15 protein-coding genes are annotated in these 19133 nt (G+C 72.0%); 12 read left to right on the top strand and 3 right to left on the bottom strand.

Going from position 1 to position 19133, the window contains the following annotated elements; all coding sequences use genetic code 11:
* Positions 1-69: 69 nt before the first annotated feature.
* Both AB0883_RS09985 and AB0883_RS09980 read right to left on the bottom strand, forming a co-directional pair.
* The gene (locus AB0883_RS09985) at positions 70-1704 is read right to left on the bottom strand and encodes a glycoside hydrolase family 13 protein (RefSeq protein WP_366640879.1); all 1635 of its coding nucleotides are present in this window, start codon (positions 1702-1704) and stop codon (positions 70-72) included.
* Between the two features lie 355 nt (positions 1705-2059).
* Positions 2060-3148 carry a LacI family DNA-binding transcriptional regulator gene (locus tag AB0883_RS09980; protein WP_366640878.1) on the bottom strand — a complete coding sequence of 363 codons (1089 nt, stop codon included), beginning with the start codon at positions 3146-3148 and terminating at the stop codon, positions 2060-2062.
* A gap of 200 nt (positions 3149-3348) precedes the next feature.
* Here AB0883_RS09980 and AB0883_RS09975 point away from each other — a divergent pair, with 200 nt between their 5' ends.
* The 12 genes from AB0883_RS09975 (at position 3349) to AB0883_RS09920 (ending at position 18215) form a co-directional block, all read left to right on the top strand.
* Positions 3349-4602, top strand: coding sequence for a maltose ABC transporter substrate-binding protein (locus AB0883_RS09975; protein ID WP_366640877.1), 1254 nt, complete (start codon positions 3349-3351; stop codon positions 4600-4602).
* Positions 4602-6242 carry an ABC transporter permease subunit gene (locus tag AB0883_RS09970; RefSeq protein WP_366640876.1) on the top strand — a complete coding sequence of 547 codons (1641 nt, stop codon included), beginning with the start codon at positions 4602-4604 and terminating at the stop codon, positions 6240-6242. Before AB0883_RS09975 ends, AB0883_RS09970 begins: the two co-directional genes overlap by 1 nt.
* A complete protein-coding gene (locus AB0883_RS09965; protein WP_366640875.1) occupies positions 6239-7135 on the top strand; it encodes a sugar ABC transporter permease in 897 nt (298 codons plus the stop codon). The genes AB0883_RS09970 and AB0883_RS09965 overlap by 4 nt, the downstream gene beginning before the upstream one ends.
* Positions 7136-7278: 143 nt before the next feature.
* Positions 7279-9090 carry a glycoside hydrolase family 13 protein gene (locus AB0883_RS09960; RefSeq protein ID WP_366640874.1) on the top strand — a complete coding sequence of 604 codons (1812 nt, stop codon included), beginning with the start codon at positions 7279-7281 and terminating at the stop codon, positions 9088-9090.
* Between the two features lie 72 nt (positions 9091-9162).
* A complete protein-coding gene (locus tag AB0883_RS09955) occupies positions 9163-9504 on the top strand; it encodes a hypothetical protein (protein ID WP_121399067.1) in 342 nt (113 codons plus the stop codon).
* A gap of 277 nt (positions 9505-9781) precedes the next feature.
* Entirely contained in the window at positions 9782-10846 is a 1065-nt protein-coding gene (locus tag AB0883_RS09950; RefSeq protein WP_366641699.1) for a BMP family ABC transporter substrate-binding protein, read from the top strand.
* 170 nt (positions 10847-11016) lie between these two features.
* Positions 11017-12648 carry an ABC transporter ATP-binding protein gene (locus AB0883_RS09945; RefSeq protein WP_366641698.1) on the top strand — a complete coding sequence of 544 codons (1632 nt, stop codon included), beginning with the start codon at positions 11017-11019 and terminating at the stop codon, positions 12646-12648.
* On the top strand, positions 12645-14006 hold the full coding sequence (locus AB0883_RS09940; protein WP_366640873.1) for an ABC transporter permease: 1362 nt from the start codon (positions 12645-12647) through the stop codon (positions 14004-14006). Before AB0883_RS09945 ends, AB0883_RS09940 begins: the two co-directional genes overlap by 4 nt.
* A gap of 3 nt (positions 14007-14009) precedes the next feature.
* Positions 14010-15290 carry an ABC transporter permease gene (locus tag AB0883_RS09935; RefSeq protein WP_366640872.1) on the top strand — a complete coding sequence of 427 codons (1281 nt, stop codon included), beginning with the start codon at positions 14010-14012 and terminating at the stop codon, positions 15288-15290.
* Between the two features lie 14 nt (positions 15291-15304).
* A complete protein-coding gene (locus tag AB0883_RS09930; RefSeq protein ID WP_366640871.1) occupies positions 15305-16006 on the top strand; it encodes a cytidine deaminase in 702 nt (233 codons plus the stop codon).
* A gap of 135 nt (positions 16007-16141) precedes the next feature.
* A complete protein-coding gene (locus AB0883_RS09925) occupies positions 16142-17422 on the top strand; it encodes a thymidine phosphorylase (RefSeq protein WP_366640870.1) in 1281 nt (426 codons plus the stop codon).
* 112 nt (positions 17423-17534) lie between these two features.
* On the top strand, positions 17535-18215 hold the full coding sequence (locus tag AB0883_RS09920; protein ID WP_121396665.1) for a DUF4272 domain-containing protein: 681 nt from the start codon (positions 17535-17537) through the stop codon (positions 18213-18215).
* Between the two features lie 6 nt (positions 18216-18221).
* Here the strand turns inward: AB0883_RS09920 and AB0883_RS09915 are convergent, their stop codons facing one another.
* Positions 18222-19133, bottom strand: coding sequence for a putative RNA methyltransferase (locus AB0883_RS09915; RefSeq protein ID WP_366640869.1), 912 nt, complete (start codon positions 19131-19133; stop codon positions 18222-18224).

The raw sequence follows: 19133 nt of genomic DNA, 5'->3' as shown, positions 1-19133 counted from the left end.
GGGTCGGTAGCCCAGTCGCCCGTCGGCGCGGGGCACAACGGACGACCAGGTCGATGACGGGTTACCCGCTCAGCGCCGTTCGAACCAGGCCGCCGCGTCGACTCCGAGCAGGTGGCCGGAGCCCTGCCCGGTGAGCGGCTCGCTGGCGGCGATCGGCGCGCCGTACCCGTCGATCAGGGCCGGCGCACCGCTGATGTTGACCACGCAGGTCAGCACGGTGTCGCCGGCGGTGCGGCTGAAGGCGAGCACGCCCGGCCCGGCCTCCAACCAGGTGACCCCGCCCGCGTCGGCGGCCAGCGCCGGGTGTTCCCGGCGGATCCGCAGCGCGGTGCGGTAGAGCTCCAGCGTCGAGCCGGGCACGCCGGCCTGGGCGGCGACCGAGAGGCCACGCCAGGTCGCGGGGGCCGGCAGCCAGCTCAGCTCGCTGCCCTCCGGCCCGAAGCCGTACGGGGCCAGCTCGCCGCTCCACGGGATCGGCACCCGGCACCCGTCCCGGCTCTCGCCGGTGCGCAGGAACGCGGGGTCCTGGCGCAGCTCGTCCGGCAGGTCGAGCACCTCCGGCAGGCCCAGTTCCTCGCCCTGGTAGATGTAGGCGCAGCCGGGCAGGGCGAGCATCAGCAGGGTGGCGGCCCGCGCCCGGCGCAGCCCCTCGGCGCCGTCGCCGTAGCGGGTGACGTGCCGCTGCTTGTCGTGGTTGGACAGCACCCAGGTGGTGGGCGCGCCGACGATCGTCGACTCGGCGAGCGCGGTGTCGATGACCTTGCGGAACGAGTCGGCCGACCAGGTCGCGTCGAGGAAGTCGAAGCTGAACGCCTGGTGCAGCTCGTCGGGGCCGATGTAGCGGGCGAGGCGCTGCGGGGTCTCGGCCCACGCCTCGGCGACGGCCATCCGGCCGCCCGGGTAGCTGTCCAGGATCGGTCGCCAGGCGCGGTAGATGTCGTGCACCTCGTCCTGGTCGAAGTAGGGGAGCCGGCCCTTGCCGAGCAGCTCCGCCTGGCGCTGGCCGGTGGTCATCGAGTTGAACCCGACGTCCGGCAGCCCCTCGGCCTTGATCATGCCGTGCGCCACGTCGATCCGGAAGCCGTCCACGCCCCGGTCGAGCCAGAAGCGCAGGACGCCCTCGAACTCGGCCCGGACCTCCGGGTGGCGCCAGTTCAGGTCCGGCTGGGCCGGGTCGAACAGGTGCAGGTACCACTGGCCGTCGTCGATCCGCGTCCAGGCGGGGCCGCCGAAGATGCTCTCCCAGTCGTTGGGGGGCAGCTCGCCGTGCTCGCCGGTGCCCTCGGCGAAGAGGTAGCGCGCGCGCTCGGGGGAGCCCGGGCCGGCGGCCAGCGCCGCCTGGAACCACGGGTGCGCGCTGGAGGTGTGGTTGGGCACCAGGTCGACGATGATCCGCAGGCCGAGGGCGTGCGCGTCGGTGATCATCGCGTCGAAGTCGGTGAGGGTGCCGAACATCGGGTCGACGTCGCGGTAGTCGGCGACGTCGTACCCACCGTCGATCATCGGCGAGGTGTAGAACGGGGTCAGCCAGAGCGCGTCCACCCCGAGGTCGCGCAGGTACGGCAGGCGCTCACGGATGCCCTGGAGGTCGCCGACGCCGTCGCCGTTGGAGTCGGCGAAGCTGCGTACGTAGACCTGGTAGACGACCGCGGAGCGCCACCAGTCGTCGTCGGAGGCCAGCGGCTTGGGGTTGCTGACGGTCATGGGTGGCGTTCCCCGTTCTGTGGCGCGGGACGGCGGCACCCGAGCGCGGCGCGGGTGCGGGAGCGGTGTCTGAGCAGAATGCCGTCCGCGACTGCAAGAGTCAAGCATTCCTTGCGCAAGAAATGCCAATGATCACGCGAAGATTCTCCCGGATCACGCCCGGTCAGCCCATCCGAGGGCCTGCGGCCAGGCCGGAGAGGCCGGCCGGGCGGGCGGGAGGCCGGACGGGAGCCGGGACGGTCGGGCCGGGACGGCGGCGGCGGCCGGGCCGGGCTGGGACGGCGGCGGCCGGGCTGGGACGGCGGCGACGGTCAGGCCGGGACGGCGGCGACGGTCAGGCCGACGGCGGCGGCGGTCAGGCCGGGACGGCGAGCGCGGGCGGGGCCGGGCGCTGCCGGGTCGGGCCGCCCGGGGCCGGGCGCGCGGCGTCGGTGGGGGCGACCGCGGTGGAGCCGCGCACGACCAGTTCCGGGCGGAACACGTACTCCGAGTGCGGGGCGGCGTGCCCGTTGATCTCGTCGACCAGGGCTCGGACGGCGGCGACGGCCATCGCGGCCACCGGCTGCCGCATGGTGGTCAGCGGCGGGTCCGTGAAGGCCATCAGCGGGGAGTCGTCGTAGCCGACCACCGACAGCTCGCCGGGGACCGACATGCCGCGCTGCCGGGCGGCCCGGATCGCGCCGAGCGCCATCAGGTCGGAGCCGCAGACGAGGCCGGTGACGCCGCGGTCCAGCAGCCGGGCGGCGGCGGCCTCGCCACCCTCCACACCGAACAGCGACAGCTCGGCCAGTTCGTCGAGGCCGGCCGCGTCGACGCCGACCAGCCGGCCCATCGCGGCCCGGAAGCCGGCCACCCGGCGCTGCACCGGCACGAACCGGTCCGGGCCGGTGATCAGCCCGATGCGGCGGTGTCCGAGCGCCACCAGGTGGGCCACGGCCAGCTCGGTGGCCTCGCCGTCGTCGCAGGAGACGAAGGGCGCGGGGATGCCGGGCGCGTACCCGTTGATCATGACGACGGGCAGCGGCCGGGCGATCAGGGCCCGGTAGCGGTCGTGGTTGGCGGCGGTGTCGGCGTGCAGGCCGGAGACGAAGACTATTCCGGAGACCTGCCGGTCCAGCAGCATCTCGACGTACTCGTCCTCGGTGACGCCGCCGGCGGTCTGGGTGCAGAGCACGGGGGTGAAGCCGCTCTGCGCCAGGGTCGACTCGATCACCTGGGCGAAGGCGGGGAAGATCGGGTTGTCGAGCTCGGGGACCACCAGACCCACGAGGCCGGCGCTGCGCTTGCGCAGCCGGGCCGGGCGCTCGTAACCGAGCACATCGAGGGCGGTCAGTACGGCTTGCCGGGTCTCGGGGGCCACTCCCGGGCGGTCGTTGAGCACCCGCGACACCGTGGCCTCGCTGACTTCGGCCTGTTGGGCGATGTCGGACAGTCGAGCGCGCATGGGCGCACTTTAGCTCACTGGCAAGTTCTTGCGTACACTTCTGCAAGCCCTTCCATTCTCTGCAACCTCTTGCTAACGTCCCCGCAACACGCGAGAGCAGCGGCGCAGCACGCCGAGCGCCGGTTGGCAAGAAACTTACAGAGCTTCCACTGGCGGGACCGCCCTTCCCCCGGCGTGCCGCCATGACGACAGGAGTACCGATGCGCATCCGTACCGCGGGTGTGGTCGCCGTCCTCGGCCTGGCGCTCGCCGCGTCGGGCTGCGGCAGCGACAGCAGCGAAGAGCCGGCCGCGAAGGAATCCACCAAGGCCGCCGCCGGCGGCAAGCTGGTGATCTGGGCCGACGACAAGCGCGCCGCCGCCCTCAAGCCGTTCGGCGAGAAGTTCGGCCAGGAGAACGGCGTCACGGTCGAGGTCCAGGCCGTCTCCAAGGACCTCCAGACCAACTTCGTCACCGCCTCCCAGCAGGGCAGCGGCCCGGACGTCGTGGTCGGCGCGCACGACTGGATCGGCAACCTGGTGCAGAACGGCGCCATCGACCCGGTCCAGCTCGCCGCCGAGCAGAAGAGCGCCTTCAACGAGACCGCCGTCAAGGCCGTCACGTTCAACGGCCAGCTCTACGGCGTGCCCTACGCCATGGAGAACCTGGCGCTGATCCGCAACACCGAGCTGGCTCCCGAGGCGCCGAAGACCATCGAAGAGCTGGTCGCCACCGGCAAGAAGCTCAAGGCCGAGAAGAAGGCCAGCGAGATCCTCTGCCTCCAGTCCGGCCAGAACGGCGACGCGTACCACATCTACCCGCTCTACACCTCGGCCGGCGGCTACCTCTTCGGCACCGGCGCCAACGGCGACTACGACCCGAAGGACCTGGGCGTGGGCAAGCCGGAGTCGATCGCGGCGTTCCAGAAGATCGCCAAGCTGGGGGAGAAGGGCGAGGGTGCGCTGAAGCGCTCCATCACCGGCGAGAACTCCATCGCCACCTTCACCGGCAAGAAGTGCGCCTTCCTGGTCTCCGGCCCGTGGGCCATCGCCGACGCCAAGAAGGCCAACATCAAGTACGACATCTCCCCGGTCCCCGGCTTCGCCGGTGGCAAGGAGGCCCAGCCGTTCGTGGGCGTCCAGTCCTTCTACGTGGCGTCCAAGGGGCAGAACAAGGCCCTGGCGCAGGAGTTCGTCGCGAACCACGTGACCACCCCGGACCTCGCCGTGGCGCTCTACAACGCCGAGCCGCGTCCCCCGGCGCTGACCGCCGCGCTGGACCAGGTCAAGGGCAGCGACCCGGACCTGGCCAAGTTCCAGGAGGCCGGCAAGAACGGCCAGGTGCTCCCGGCGATCCCGGCCATGGCCGCGATCTGGGACCCGTTCGGCAAGGCGGAGGCCGCCATCATCGGCGGTGCCGACCCGGCCAAGACGATCACCGCAGCCGGTAAGACGATCGCCGGCCAGATCAAGTAATGAGCACGTCGTCATCCGGCCCGGGGACTGCCACGCAGCCCTCGGGCCGGGGGCCCGTACGGTCCGGGTCCCCGCGCAAGTCCCGTGCCGCGCGGAACCACGCGCCGATCACCCTGACCGGCCTGCTCGTCAAGGTGGTCCTGCTCGGCCTCGTGGCCGGGATCGCGGTCTGGGCGGCCTTCCCGCTCATCGAGGCCGAGCTCTGGGTCGGGTTGGCGATCCTGCTGGCGACCACCGCCGGACTCTTCTACCTCTACCTGACCCCCCGCCACATCCCGGTCAAGTACCTCATCCCGGGCACGCTCTTCCTGGTGGCGTTCCAGATCATCCCGGTGCTCTACACCGCGAGCACCGCCTTCACGAACTTCGGCGACGGTCACCGGGGCAGCAAGGACGACGCCATCGTCGCCATCCAGAGCGGCTCGGTGACGCAGGTCCCCGGCTCGATCCAGTACCCGCTGACCGTCGCCACCAAGGGCGACCCGGCCACCGGCGCGCTGGTCTTCTTGATCACCGACCCGCAGACGAACACGGTCTCCGTCGGCGACACCGAGGGACTGCGCCCGCTCGACGCCGGCAGCGTCACCGTCGCGCCGGGCGGCAAGGTCACCGCCGCCGACGGCTACCAGATCCTCAACTTCGGCGAGGCCAGCACGCGGAGCAAGGACATCACCGACCTGGTGGTGCCGACCTCCGGGGGCGCGCTGCGCTCGTCCGGCCTGTCGCGCGCCTACGAGGGCAAGGCGGTCCGGGCGTACGACGCCGGCTGCGACTGCATCCGCGACAGCGAGACCGGTAAGACCTGGACCGCCGACGGGGAGGTCGGCTCCTTCGTCGCCGCGGACGGCGAGACGCTGGCCCAGGGCTGGCAGGTCAACGTCGGGCTGCGGAACTTCGCCAGCGTGCTCACCGACCCGGCCATCTCCGGCCCGTTCTTCAGCACGTTGATCTGGAACTTCGCCTTCGCGCTCGGCTCCACCGGCTTCACGTTCCTGCTCGGCATGGGCATCGCGCTGGCGCTGCACTCGCCCCGGATGCGGGGCACGAACTTCTACCGGGTGTTGCTGATCCTGCCCTACGCCATGCCGTCCTTCGCGATGCTGCTGGTCTGGCGGGACATGTTCAACACCGACTTCGGCCTGATCAACAACCTGTTCGGGCTGGGGGTGGACTGGTTCGGTGAGACCTGGTCGGCCCGGCTCGCGGTGCTGCTGGTGCAGCTCTGGCTCGGCTACCCGTACATGTTCCTGGTGACCACCGGCGCGTTGCAGGCCATCCCACGCGAGTTGACCGAGGCCACCTCGGTCGACGGGGCGTCGCCGTTCCAGTCGTTCCGCGCGGTGACCATGCCGCTGCTGCTGGTGGCGATCTCGCCGCTGCTGATCGCGTCCTTCGCGTACAACTTCAACAACTTCAACGCGATCCAGTTCGTCACCGAGGGCGGACCGTTCCCGGCGGACAACCCGACGGCCGGCGCCACCGACCTGCTAATCACCTACACCTACCGGCTCGCCTTCGGCGCCCAGGGCGCCGAGTACGGCCTGGCCGCCGCTGTCTCGATCTTCATCTTCGCGATCGTGGCGACGGTGTCGGCGATCAGCTTCTCCCGGACCCGCAAGCAGGAGGAGGTGTACTCGTGAGCACCCGCACGGACGCGCCCGTCGCCAACCGCAACGCGACCGGACGGAGGAACCGCTGGTTCGCCCAGGTGGGATGGCGGCACCTGGTCGGCATCCTGGCGGTGGCGTTCAGCCTCTTCCCGATCCTGTTCGTCATCTCGGCGGCGCTCAACCCGCTCGGCACGCTCTCCTCCACGGAACTGGTGCCGACCGGCGCCTCGCTGGAGAACTTCACCAACCTCTTCGAGCGGACCGCCTTCGCCCGCTGGTTCCTCAACTCGCTGCTCCTGGCGGGGGTGGCCAGCTTCGCGTCGATCTTCCTGTCGGCGCTGGCGGCGTACGCCTTCTCCCGGATGCGGTTCGCCGGCCGTCGCGTCGGGCTGCTCTCCCTGCTGCTGATCCAGATGTTCCCGCAGTTCCTGGCGATCGTGGCGATCTTCCTGATCTTCACGAAGGTCACCGAACTGTGGCCGGTGATCGGCTTCAACACCCCGTGGGGCCTCTTCCTGCTCTACATGGGTGCCGCCCTCGGCGCGAACACCTGGCTGATGAAGGGCTTCTTCGACACGCTGCCGAAGGAGCTGGACGAGTCCGCCACCATGGACGGCGCCTCGCACGCCCAGGTCTTCTTCCGGATCATGCTGCCGCTGGTGGCGCCGATCCTGGCGGTGACCGGCCTGCTCGCCTTCATCGGTTCGATCAACGAGTTCGTGATCGCCAACGTGTTCCTCACGAACACCAACTCGAAGACCCTCGCGGTCGGAATGTTCGGGCTGGTGGCCGGCGAGCGCAACAACAACTTCGGGATCTTCGCGGCGGGCACCCTGCTCACCGCGATCCCGACGGTGCTGGTGTTCCAGCTCCTCCAGCGCTACATCGTCAACGGCCTCACGGCCGGGGCGGTCAAGGGCTGAGCCTCCTCGGCTCACCGCTGCGGCAAGGGCGTCGGCGTCCGACGTACACCGGAGCAGTCACGGATCGACCGCCACGGCCGGGCAACCGGCCGTGGCGGGAGACCCCTTTCTCTCCCAGTCCGACCGACGCGAAAGGCGCCACCATGTCCCTGTTGCCGCACCACGACGGCTCCGCCCTGTACGTCCCCGAGCAGGAGCCCGCCCTCGGCGACGTCGTCGACGTCTTCGTCCGGGTGCCGGCCGGCGCCGACGTCCGGCAGGTGCACGCGCGCACCACCGGCGACGGCGAGCCCCGGTTCACCGAGGCGGTCGTCGACCGCACCGACGGCGCCGACGTCTGGTGGCGGGTCCCCGTCGAGGCCCGCAACCCGGTCAGCAACTACCGGTTCATGCTCACCGGCAGCCGGGGCTACCGCTGGCTTAACGCCGCCGGCGTGGTGGGCCACGACGTGCCCGACAACGGCGACTTCAAGCTGGTCACCCACGCCCCGCCGCCCGCCTGGGCCCGCGACGCGGTGATCTACCAGATCTTCCCGGACCGGTTCGCCCGCTCCGCCGCCGCCGAGGGCCGCGAGCTGCCGGACTGGGCGATCCCGTGCGACTGGGACACCCCGGTGATCGGGCGCGGCCCCGAGACCCCCCGGCAGTTCTACGGCGGCGACCTGGACGGCGTCACCGAACGGCTGGACCACCTGGACCGCCTCGGCGTCAACACCGTCTACCTGACGCCGATCTTCCCGGCCCGCTCCAACCACCGCTACGACGCCGCCAGCTTCGACACCGTCGACCCGCTGCTCGGTGGGGACGCCGCCCTGGCCCGCCTCGCCGACGCCGTACGCGCCCGGGGCTGGCGGCTGCTCGGCGACATCACCAGCAACCACACCGGCGACGCGCACGAGTGGTTCACCAGGGCCGCCTCCGACGTCTCCGCGCCCGAGCGGGAGCTGTACTACTTCGACGAGGTGACCGGGGACTACGAGTCCTGGAACGGGGTCAGGTCGCTGCCGAAGCTGAACTGGGGCAGCGCCGAGCTGCGCCGGCGCTTCGCCACCGCCGGGGACTCGCTGCTGCGCCGCTGGCTGCGACCCCCGTACGGGCTGGACGGCTGGCGGGTGGACGTGGCGAACATGACCGGGCGGCGGGGCGCCGACGCGTACACGCACGAGGTGGCGGCGCTGCTGCGCGAGGTGGTCGCCCGGACGCGCGCCGACGCCCTGCTGATGGCCGAGCACGGCCACGACCACACCGGCGACCTCGACCGGAACGGCTGGCACGGCACGATGAACTACGTCGGCTTCACCGACCCGGTCTGGTCCTGGCTGCGGCACGGCGACCAGCCCGTGCCGAACTTCCTCGGCACCCCCGGCGGGGTGCGCCGGCGGGACGCGGACGCGGTGCTCGCGACCATGGACGCCTACCGCTCGCTGGTCTCCTGGCGGTCGTACACCCACTCGTGGCAGCTGCTCGGGTCGCACGACTCCGCGCGGATCCGCACCGTGGTCGGCGACGCCGCGCGGCAGGAGGTCGCCGCCGGCCTGCTCGCCACCATGCCCGGCACCCCGATGGTCTTCGCCGGCGACGAGCTGGGCCTGACCGGCACCAACGGCGAGGGCTCGCGTACGCCGATGCCGTGGCACCGGCCGGAGAGCTGGGACGACTCGACGTTCGCCGCGTACCGCGCCCTGATCGCGCTGCGCCGGGCCGAGCCCGCGCTGCGCCACGGCGGCCTGCGCTGGCTGCGCGCCGACGCGGACGCGCTGGTCTTCCTGCGGGAGGCCCCGACCGGCACGGTGCTGGTGCTGGCCCGCCGCGCCGCCGGCCCGCCGCTGCGCCTGAGCGGGCTGGGGCCGGCCGAGAACCTGTACGGCGGCGCCCCCGCCCTGCGCCCCGACGCCGACGGCGCGGTCACCCTCCCGGGGGACGGCCCCACCTTCCAGGCGTGGCGCCTGAGCTGACGGCCGGTGGCGGGCGGAACCCCTACCCGCCCCACTACTACGATCCGTCGTTGATGGGGGAGGATGGTGCCCGTGGAAGCTCTGAGACTGATACTTCGCTACGTCCATCTGATCGGTTTCGCACTGCTGCTCGGCGGGGCGATCGTCCAGTACATCAGCGGGAAGCTGCGGATCAACCCGGCCATGCTCTGGGGGTCCGTGATCATGCTGGCGACCGGGATCGGCCTCTCCGCGCCCCTGCGTGACGGCGACGAGCCCGACCCCGCGAAACTTGTTACCAAGTTGGTGCTCGCCATACTGATCTTTGTCATGGTGTTCTTTTCCCGGAAGCGCGACGTGGTCAACCGTGGGCACTTCCTGGCAACCGTGGGGTTGACCCTGGTCAACGCGGCGGTGGCCGTCTTCTGGCGGTAACGTCGTCGGCGGGGGACGACGCGCAGAACCGGACGTTCCGCGATGCCCCGCCGCGCACCTACCAGCACTGAGAGTGATCTGCCCCACCTAAGGGTTACGTAGGGGTAACAGGCGCTCAACAGTCGTGCACGATTGTCGGCCGGTGGGTGGGCGCGGGCGTACGCTCCCGTCCGTAACGTGGGACGCCGGCGGCGCAGCGCAGGCCGGCTCAAAGGGCTGCCACCGTGCAGGACGCGGTGTGCAATGGGAAGGAGACGTCTTGCGCTCTGTGCGTGGGATGCGGATTGCCTCCGTCTTCGCGATGGGTGGGCTCGTGCTGAGCGCCGCCGCGTGTGGCGAGGCTCCCGAGGAGAACAACAACGCCGGCAGTGGCGACAAGAAGTACAGCGCCTGCATGGTGACCGACGTCGGCGGCATCGACGACAAGTCGTTCAACACCTCCGCCTGGAAGGGCCTGGAGGAGGCCAAGAAGGCCAACGACAACATCGACATCAAGTACGTCGCGTCGAAGGCCGAGGCCGACTACGAGGTCAACCTGACCCAGTACGTCAACCAGAAGTGCGACTTCATCCTGGCCGTCGGCGGCCTGATGGGTGACGCGACCTCCAAGATCGCCAAGGCGAACCCGAACCAGCAGTTCGGCATCGTCGACGCGAAGATCCCGGAGACCAACGTCTACCCGATGCAATTCGACACCGCCCAGGCCGGCTTCCTCGCCGGTTACCTGGCCGCCGGCATGTCCAAGAGCGGCACGGTGGGCACCTACGGCGGCCTGCCGATCCCGCCGGTCACCATCTTCATGGACGGCTACGTCGACGGCGTCGCGCACTACAACAAGACCAAGAGCAAGTCGGTCAAGGTCGTCGGCTGGGACAAGGCCACCCAGAAGGGCTCCTTCACCAACGACTTCGTCAAGCAGGACGAGGGCAAGAAGGTCAGCGACGCGCTGGTCGCCCAGGGCGCCGACATCGTCATGCCGGTCGCCGGCGGCGCCGGCCTCGGCACCACCGGTGCGGCGAAGGCGTCGGGCGGCAAGTACAACACCATCTGGGTGGACGTCGACGGCTGCGAGAGCACCCAGGACTGCGCGGCGATCATCACCACCGTCGAGAAGAACATCCCGGACGCCGTCAAGGAGGCCGTCGTCAAGGCCGCCGGCGGCGAGAAGCTGTCGGCCACCCCGGGCTACCTCGGCAACCTGTCCAACAACGGTGTCGGGCTCGCCCCGTACCACGAGTTCGACAGCAAGGTCCCGGCCGAGCTGAAGGCCGAGATCGACAAGCTGAAGGCGGACATCGCCGCCGGCACCGTCACCGTCACCTCCGCGGCCCAGCCGAAGTGAGGCTCCGCCGGCCGCCCGCGGTGAGACGATCACCAGGGTAGGCCGGCGGGCGGTACAGCACGACGATCCGGCCGCCCCGGCGTCGCGGGGAAACCCCACGGCGCCGGGGCGGCCGATCCACACCCACCCGACGACGGCCCCGCGCCGCGAGCGGTACACCGGCAGCTACGCTGCACCATCGCTTCGCACTCCAGGAGGTTGCGCTGAGACTCGAACTGCGCGGCATCACCAAACGGTTCGGTGACCTGGTCGCCAACGACCACATCGATCTGACGGTGGAGCCTGGAGAGATCCACGCCCTGCTCGGCGAGAACGGCGCGGGCAAGTCGACCCTGATGAACGTGCTCTACGGGCTCTACCAGCCCGACGAGGGCGAGATCCTGGTCGACGGCGCGCCGCTGAAGCTGCGCGGGCCGTCCGACGCGATCGCGGCCGGGATCGGCATGGTGCACCAGCACTTCATGCTGGTGCCCGTCTTCACCGTGACCGAGAACATCATGCTCGGCGCCGAGCAGGTCCGGGGCGGCATCGCCGGCTTCCTGGACCGGCGGCGGGCCCGGCGCGAGGTCGCCGAGGTCTCCGAGCGGTACAACCTGCGGGTCGACCCGGACGCGGTGATCGAGGACCTGCCGGTCGGCATCCAGCAGCGGGTGGAGATCGTCAAGGCGCTCACCCGCGACGTCGACCTGCTCATCCTCGACGAGCCGACGGCCGTGCTCACCCCGCAGGAGACGGACGAACTGCTCACCGTGATGCGGTCGCTCAAGGCCGCCGGCAAGTCGATCGTCTTCATCACCCACAAGCTGGGCGAGGTCAAGGCCATCGCCGACCGGATCACCGTGATCCGGCGCGGGAAGACCGTCGGCACCGCCTCCCCGGAGGCGAGCCGCGACGAGCTGGCCGCGCTGATGGTCGGCCGCAGCGTGCGGCTCACCGTGGAGAAGGAGCCGGCCGCCCCCGGCAAGCCGGTCCTGGAGGTCTCCGGCCTGGTCGTCGACGACGACCGGCAGATCCGCGCGGTCGACGGGGTGGACCTGACCGTACGGGCGGGCGAGGTGCTCGGCGTCGCGGGCGTGCAGGGCAACGGCCAGACCGAGCTGATCGAGGCGATCATGGGGCTGCGCCCGACGCTCGCCGGCACGGTCACCCTCGACGGGCAACAGGTCAGCGGCTGGTCGACCAAGAAGGTGCTCCGCGCCGGCGTCGGCTACGTGCCCGAGGACCGCAGCGTCGACGGCCTGGTCAAGGAGTTCTCCGTCGCGGAGAACCTGGTGCTCGACATCTACGACCGGCCGCCCTTCGGCAAGGGCCTGGCGCTGAAGCCGGACGCCATCGCGAAGTCGGCGAAGGAGCGGATCGCGCAGTTCGACGTCCGCACCTCCTCGGCCGACGCGGCCGTCGGCACCCTCTCCGGCGGCAACCAGCAGAAGGTCATCGTGGCCCGGGAGCTGTCCCGGCCGCTGAAGCTCCTCATCGCCGCCCAGCCGACCCGCGGCGTCGACGTCGGGTCGATCGAGTTCATCCACAGCCAGGTCATCCGGGAGCGGGACGTCGGCACCGCCGTCATGGTGGTCTCCAGCGAGCTCGACGAGGTGATCGGCCTGGCCGACCGGATCGCGGTCATGTACCGCGGCCGGATCATCGGCATCGTCGGCCCGGACACCCCCCGCGAGGAGATCGGCCTGCTGATGGCCGGCATCACCCCCGACGCGGCACCCGCCGGCGCGCCCGGCACGACCCCGGCCGACGGCGGCGCGGCGGCCCCCGCCGCCGAGGGCCCTGGTAGCAAGGACGAGGCATGACGAACCCGAACCCCGAGTCGGGCTCCCCGGGCAACCCGAAGCCCCCGTCGGGCTCCCCGGACAAGGAGCCGGCGACCGAGGCGCAGGCCGCGCGGACCGCGCTGGGCAACACCGAGCGCGCCGGGACGGCCACCGCCCCGAAGGGCCCCGCCCCGGAGGCGAAGCCCTCGCTGGGCCGGCTGTTCCTGGACAACCTCTGGGCGGCCAACACCTTCACGGTGACCCTGCTGTCGCTGGTGCTGGCGATGATCGTCGGCGCGATCCTGATGATCGTGTCCGACCCCGACGTGCTCGCCACCTACAGCTACATCACGGCCCGGCCGGCCGACGCGCTCAACGCGAGCTGGACGCTGGTCAGCGAGGCGTACGGCAACCTGTTCAAGGGCGCGATCTTCGACCCGGACGCCGTGGGCTTCCAGGCGGTGATGAGCCCGATCTCGGAGACGCTCACCTACACCGCGCCGCTGGTCTTCACCGGCCTGTCGGTGGCGCTGGCCTTCCGGGGCGGCCTGTTCAACATCGGCGCCCAGGGCCAGGCCACCATGGGCGTGATCCTGGCCGCGCTGGCCGGCTTCCTGCTGCCGCTGCCGCCCGGCCTGCACCTGCTCGTCGCGGTGCTCGCCGGCGCGCTCGGCGGGGCGATCTGGGGCTTCGTCCCGGGCATCCTCAAGGCGCGTACCGGCGCCCACGAGGTGATCAACACGATCATGCTCAACTACGTCGCCACGTACTTCCTGACCTGGATCATCGTGCAGAACGGCGTCCAGGACCCGAACCGCACGGACGCGATCAGCCGCCCGGTGGACGGGTCGGCCCAGCTGCCCCGCCTCCTCGGCGACGGGCTGCGGGTGCACGCCGGCATCATCCTGGCGGTGCTGGCCACCTGGGCGGTCTGGTGGCTGCTGAACCGGTCCACGCTCGGCTTCGAGCTGCGCGCCGTCGGCGCCAACCCCGACGCCGCGCGGACCGCCGGCATCAGCGTCACCCGGACGTACGTCCTGATCATGGTCTTCGCCGGGATCCTGGCCGGCCTCGGCGGCTCCAACATGGTGCTCGGCTCCACCGCGAGCGCGCTGACCCCGCTGGTGGTCGCGCAGATCGGCTTCGACGGCATCCTGGTGGCGCTGCTCGGCCGGGTGAAGCCCTGGGGCGTCGCGCTGGCCGCGCTGCTCTTCGGCGCGCTCCAGGCCGGCGGCAACCGGATGCAGTCGTACTCGGGGATCTCGTTGGAGCTGGTCACCGTGCTCCAGGCGCTGATCGTCATCTTCATCGCCGCGCCGGCCCTGGTGAAGGCGATCTTCCAGCTCCGGGCCGCCCGCGCCGCCCGGTTGCAGACGAGCCTGGCGAAGGGCTGGTAACTCATGTCCACCATGGCTGTCGAAGACGTCGCGGTCGCCCCCGTCGACCAGGGCTTCTGGACCCGTACCCGCAAGGTCGGCGCCGTGCTGCTCGCCCTCGGCCTGCTGGCGACGGTGGTGTTCGGGGCGCTCGCCACCGGCGAGCAGGCCCGCTTCACCCTGAGCGAGGACGCCGCCGGCGCCGCGCTCGAGATCCACGGCACCCTCGGCGCGATCCTCTTCGGCCTCGTCGCGGTCGCCGCCGGCGTCGCGATGCTCGCCGGGCTGCCGAAGCGCTGGTTCACCCTCGTGCTCGGCGTCGGCCTGGTCGGCTTCGTGCTGTCGTTCCTCTGCTGGCAGGTCTCCGACGCGCCGGCCGGGCAGAACTTCATGCCGTTGGTCAACATCCTGCGGGGCACGTTCATCCTGGCCCTGCCGCTGGTCTTCGGCGCGCTGGCCGGCGTGCTCTGCGAGCGCTCCGGCGTGGTCAACGTGGCTATCGAGGGGCAGCTGCTGATGGGCGCCTTCAGCGGCGCGCTCTTCGGCAGCCTCTCCGGCAACGTCTGGGTGGGCCTGGTCGCGGCGGCGATCGGCGGCGCGTTCATCTCGCTGCTGCTGGCCGTCTTCTCGATCCGCTACCTGGTCGACCAGGTCGTCATGGGCATCGTGCTCAACCTGCTGGCCGTCGGCGTCACCGGCTTCCTCTACGAGCGGCTGATGCAGACCGACGCGCAGAAGTACAACAGCGCCCCCCGGTTCAGCAACTGGGAGATCCCGCTGCTGTCGGACATCCCGCTGCTCGGCCCGGCGCTGTTCCGGGGCAACATCTTCCTCTACCTCGGCCTGCTGCTGGTGCTGGTCATCCACATCGCGCTGTTCCGCACGCGGTGGGGCCTGCGCACCCGCTCGGTCGGCGAGCACCCCACCGCCGCCGACACCCTGGGCGTCAGGGTGCTCGGGCTGCGCTACCGCAACGTGCTGCTCGCCGGGGTGGTCGCCGGCATCGGCGGCGCCTCCTACACGCTGGCGCTCTACTCGTTCACCAAGAACATGATCGGCGGCAAGGGCTTCATCGCCCTGGCCGCGCTGATCTTCGGCCGGTGGAGCCCGACGGGGGCGCTGCTCGCGGCGCTCTTCTTCGGCTTCGCCGACCAGCTCGCCACGTACCTGGGCGCCATCAACAGCGTGATCCCGAACCAGTTCCTGGCCATGCTGCCCTACCTGGCGACGATCCTGGCGGTGGCCGGGCTGGTCGGCCGGGTCCGGGCGCCGGCCGCCGACGGCAAGCCGTACATCAAGGGCTGACGGGGGAGTACCACATGGAGATCGACTGGGAGCGGCTGCGGGCCGCCGCCACCGAGGTGATGCGGCACGCGTACGTGCCGTACTCGAAGTTCCCGGTCGGGGCGGCCGCGCTGGTCGACGACGGCCGGGTGGTGGTGGGCTGCAACGTGGAGAACGCCGCGTACGGCGTGGTGCTCTGCGCCGAGTGCGGGGTGGTCTCCTCGCTGCACGCCACCGGCGGCGGCCGGATCGTGGCCCTGTCCTGCGTCGACGCCACCGGCGAGCCGCTGATGCCGTGCGGCCGGTGCCGCCAGCTGCTCTGGGAGCAGGGCGGGCCGGAGTGCCTCATCGAGGCCCGGGGCGGGCCGCTGCGGATGGCCGAGCTGCTGCCGCACGCCTTCGACGTGACCGACCTGGAGGCCGTGACCGGGGAGGCTCCAGTGCCCGTGGTGCCGGAGCGGCTGGCCGCCTGGCGCGGGCGCGGCACGGTCTTCGTGCATCCCGACCTCTCCGCCGGCCAGCAGGTGTGGACGGCCTACTGGGAGCGGTCGGCGGGCGACAACGAGGGCGCCGAGACCGGGGTGCTGGAGGAGGGCCCGAGCTGGGACGAGCCGGCGGAGGCGATCGCCTGGGGCCTGGCCCGTACGCCCCGGGTGGTGGTCGTGGACGCGTCCGGCGGCATCTTCTGGGCCGGCGAGGGCGAGCCGCCGATGGAGATCCCGGTTCGCTGGGGTTGAGCTCCGGGGCCGGGGCCGACGTGCCTGGCTTTGGGCGGTCAGGCTTGATCCCTCCGCCGGGCACGGTCGGCCCCAGCCCTCGGTGGTCGCGGTCCGCGTGCCGTTATCTGCATACGACTAGGAAGATCTCTTGTGATGAGTGGTTTCGCGGCGGTTGATGTCATCCGGGTGAAGCGGGACGGGGGTGTGCTCTCCGACGCGCAGATCGACTGGGTGGTGGACGCGTACACCCGGGGGGTGGTCGCCGACGAGCAGATGTCCGCGCTGGCCATGGCGATCCTGCTGCGCGGCATGACCGGTCCGGAGATCGCCCGGTGGACCGCCGCGATGATCGCCAGCGGGGAGCGGCTCGACCTCTCCGCCGTCGACCGGCCGACCGTCGACAAGCACTCCACGGGCGGCGTCGGTGACAAGATCACCCTGCCGCTCACCCCGCTGGTGGCGGCGTGCGGCGCTGCCGTGCCGCAGCTCAGCGGCCGGGGCCTCGGGCACACCGGCGGCACCCTGGACAAGCTGGAGTCGATCCCGGGCTGGCGGGCAACGCTGAGCAACGACGAGTTCACCGCCCAGCTCCGCGACGTCGGCGCGGCGATCTGCGCGGCCGGCGCGGGGCTCGCCCCCGCGGACCGCAAGCTGTACGCGCTGCGCGACGTGACCGGGACCGTCGAGGCCATCCCGCTGATCGCCAGCTCGATCATGAGCAAGAAGATCGCGGAGGGCACCGGCGCGCTGGTGCTCGACGTCAAGGTCGGCTCGGGCGCGTTCATGAAGTCCGTCGAGCAGGCCCGCGAGCTGGCCCGGACGATGGTCGAGCTGGGCGGCGCGCACGGCGTACGGACGGTCGCCCTGCTCACCGACATGTCCACCCCGCTGGGCCTGGCCATCGGCAACGCCGTCGAGGTGACCGAGTCCGTCGAGGTGCTCGCCGGGGGCGGCCCCGCCGACGTGGTCGAGCTGACCCTGGCGCTGGCCCGCGAGATGCTCGACGCGGCTGGGTTGCCGGACGCCGACCCGGAGGCCGCCCTGCGCGACGGCCGGGCGATGGACTCCTGGCGGGCGATGATCCGCGCCCAGGGCGGGGACCCGGACGCGGCGATGCCCACCGCGAACGAGGTCGAGGTGGTCCGCGCCGACGCCGACGGCCACGTCGCGGCGATCGACGCGTACGCCATGGGGGTGGCCGCGTGGCGGCTCGGCGCCGGCCGGGCCCGCAAGGAGGACCCGGTCAGCGTGCCGGCGGGGATCGTGCTGCACCGGCGCCCGGGTGACCCGGTGCGGGCGGGCGACCCGCTCTACGAACTGCGCGCGGAGGACGCCGCCCGGATCCCGGCGGCGCGGGACGACGCCGCGCGGGCGGTACGGATCTCGCCGGTCGCGCCCGCCGCGACGCCGCTGGTCATCGAGCGGATCGGCTGAGCGCGGCGGTCCCCGGGGCGGGCATGGTGCCCGCCCGCTCGGACCGCTATCCTCCCTGGCCAAGGGGGGACAACCGGCGCCGAGTCGTCGCGAGCAGACAGGATCTTTCGCCGTGACCGTACCTGCCCCCGACCCACGGGAGGTGCGTGAGGCGAGCCTGGACGAGTTGTCCCGGCTGCGTCTCCCGTTGCCGCCCGCCCAGTTCCCGCTCGTGTGGGAGCCGGGCGACCAGATCGAGCTGCGCCCCACCGTGGAGATCGAGGCCCGCATCGCGGTGCTGCACCTGATCCTGGCCCGCTGCTTCGGGATGCCGCCGCAGGCGGCGATGAGCTGGCTGCTCGCCTCGCACCTGGTCGACATGGTCACGCCGCCGGAGTTCCAGTTCGTGACCGGCGGCAAGGGCGACCACCGGTCGTTCGTGCTGCACCACGACGCGCTCTTCGCGCTGGCCTGGGTGCTCGGCCTGACCAAGCAGCTCGACCCGACGCTGCCGGTCGACGAGCGGCTGGTGGAGCGGATGCCGCACATCCACGGCGGGGAGACCTTCGGCCAGTGGCGGGCCCGGATCCTCACCGCCCCGCAGCACCCCGCCGACGCGGCCGCCCTGCTGGACCTGCACTACTGCCTGGACTGGGCGTACCTGGAGACGGAGCGGGCCGGTCGTACGCCCCCGGGGCTGGTGGACGCCAACGCGATCGGCCAGCGCCGGTGGGCCCTGGAGTGGGCGGTGATGCTGCGCGGGCCGTACCACGACGAGCCCCCCGGCTGGGAAGAGGTCGACCTCTCCACCTGAGGGCCGTCAGCGCGGGGCGGGGCGCCAGACGGTCAGCCGCACCGCGAGGGTCACCCGGACCGGCTCGGCGAGGGCGGCCACCCGGGCGGCGAGCCCGGCCGGGTCGGTGTGCCAGGCGCTGGGGCCCATCCCGACCAGCGTCGCGACCTCCGGGCCGGTCAGCGCCAGATCCCGCCGGTGCACGGTGGACGCCGCCGGGGTGAAGTGCCCGCCCAGGCTCTCGGCGACCCGGTCCGCCTTGGCCGGGTCCACCCGCAGCAGGCCGAGGGCACCGACCAGCTCGGTGAGGTGGTCCTCGGCCGGCGTGACCACCAGCAGGCTGCCGGCCGGGTCGAGGACCCGGTGGAACTCCGCGCCGTTGCGCGGCGCGAAGACGTTCAGCAGCACGGCCGTGCCGGCGTCGGCCAGGGGCAGCCGCTGCCAGGTGTCGGCGAGCGCCGCCGCCGCGCGCGGGTGCGCCCGGGCGGCCCGGCGCAGCGCCGGCTTCGACACGTCCAGGGCGAGACCCGCCGCCTCCGGCAGCGCCGCCAGCACCGCCGCGAGGTGCCGGCCCGTCCCCGCCCCGGCATCCACCACCAGGGGGTACGCCCCGTCGGCGCGCGCCCCGGCCTCGTTCCCGTCCGGGACGCGCCGGGGAGCCGCCAGGTGGCCCACGGCCTCCGTCGCGGCGGCGGCGAGGGCGGCCGAGATCAGGTCGTAGTGGCCGGCGGCCAGGAAGTCGGCGCGGGCGGCCACCATCTCGGCGGTGTCCCCGGTGTGCGGGGCGCGGCCGGCGAGCAGGTTCACGTAGCCCTGGCGGGCCACGTCGAAGCTGTGCCGGCGCGGGCAGCGCAGCGCGCCGGCGCCACCGGTGGCGACCTCGGCCAGCGGCTCGGCGCAGACCGGACAGCGGAGCCGGTCGACGATGCGGGGATCCAC

The organism is Micromonospora sp. NPDC047812, from assembly GCF_040704175.1.
Classification (GTDB): Bacteria; Actinomycetota; Actinomycetes; order Mycobacteriales; family Micromonosporaceae; genus Micromonospora.
Note: the sequence above shows the minus strand (reverse complement) of the source record. Positions and strands in the feature narration are given on the sequence as shown.

Coding starts and splice junctions, on each gene's coding strand:
- AB0883_RS09975 (WP_366640877.1), top strand. CDS start 3,349: ATGCGCATCCGTACCGCGGGTGTGGTCGCCGTCCTCGGCCTGGCGCTC.
- AB0883_RS09950 (WP_366641699.1), top strand. CDS start 9,782: ATGCGGATTGCCTCCGTCTTCGCGATGGGTGGGCTCGTGCTGAGCGCC.
- AB0883_RS09930 (WP_366640871.1), top strand. CDS start 15,305: ATGGAGATCGACTGGGAGCGGCTGCGGGCCGCCGCCACCGAGGTGATG.
- AB0883_RS09980 (WP_366640878.1), bottom strand. CDS start 3,148: ATGCGCGCTCGACTGTCCGACATCGCCCAACAGGCCGAAGTCAGCGAG.
- AB0883_RS09960 (WP_366640874.1), top strand. CDS start 7,279: ATGTCCCTGTTGCCGCACCACGACGGCTCCGCCCTGTACGTCCCCGAG.
- AB0883_RS09935 (WP_366640872.1), top strand. CDS start 14,010: ATGTCCACCATGGCTGTCGAAGACGTCGCGGTCGCCCCCGTCGACCAG.
- AB0883_RS09925 (WP_366640870.1), top strand. CDS start 16,142: ATGAGTGGTTTCGCGGCGGTTGATGTCATCCGGGTGAAGCGGGACGGG.
- AB0883_RS09985 (WP_366640879.1), bottom strand. CDS start 1,704: ATGACCGTCAGCAACCCCAAGCCGCTGGCCTCCGACGACGACTGGTGG.
- AB0883_RS09970 (WP_366640876.1), top strand. CDS start 4,602: ATGAGCACGTCGTCATCCGGCCCGGGGACTGCCACGCAGCCCTCGGGC.
- AB0883_RS09940 (WP_366640873.1), top strand. CDS start 12,645: ATGACGAACCCGAACCCCGAGTCGGGCTCCCCGGGCAACCCGAAGCCC.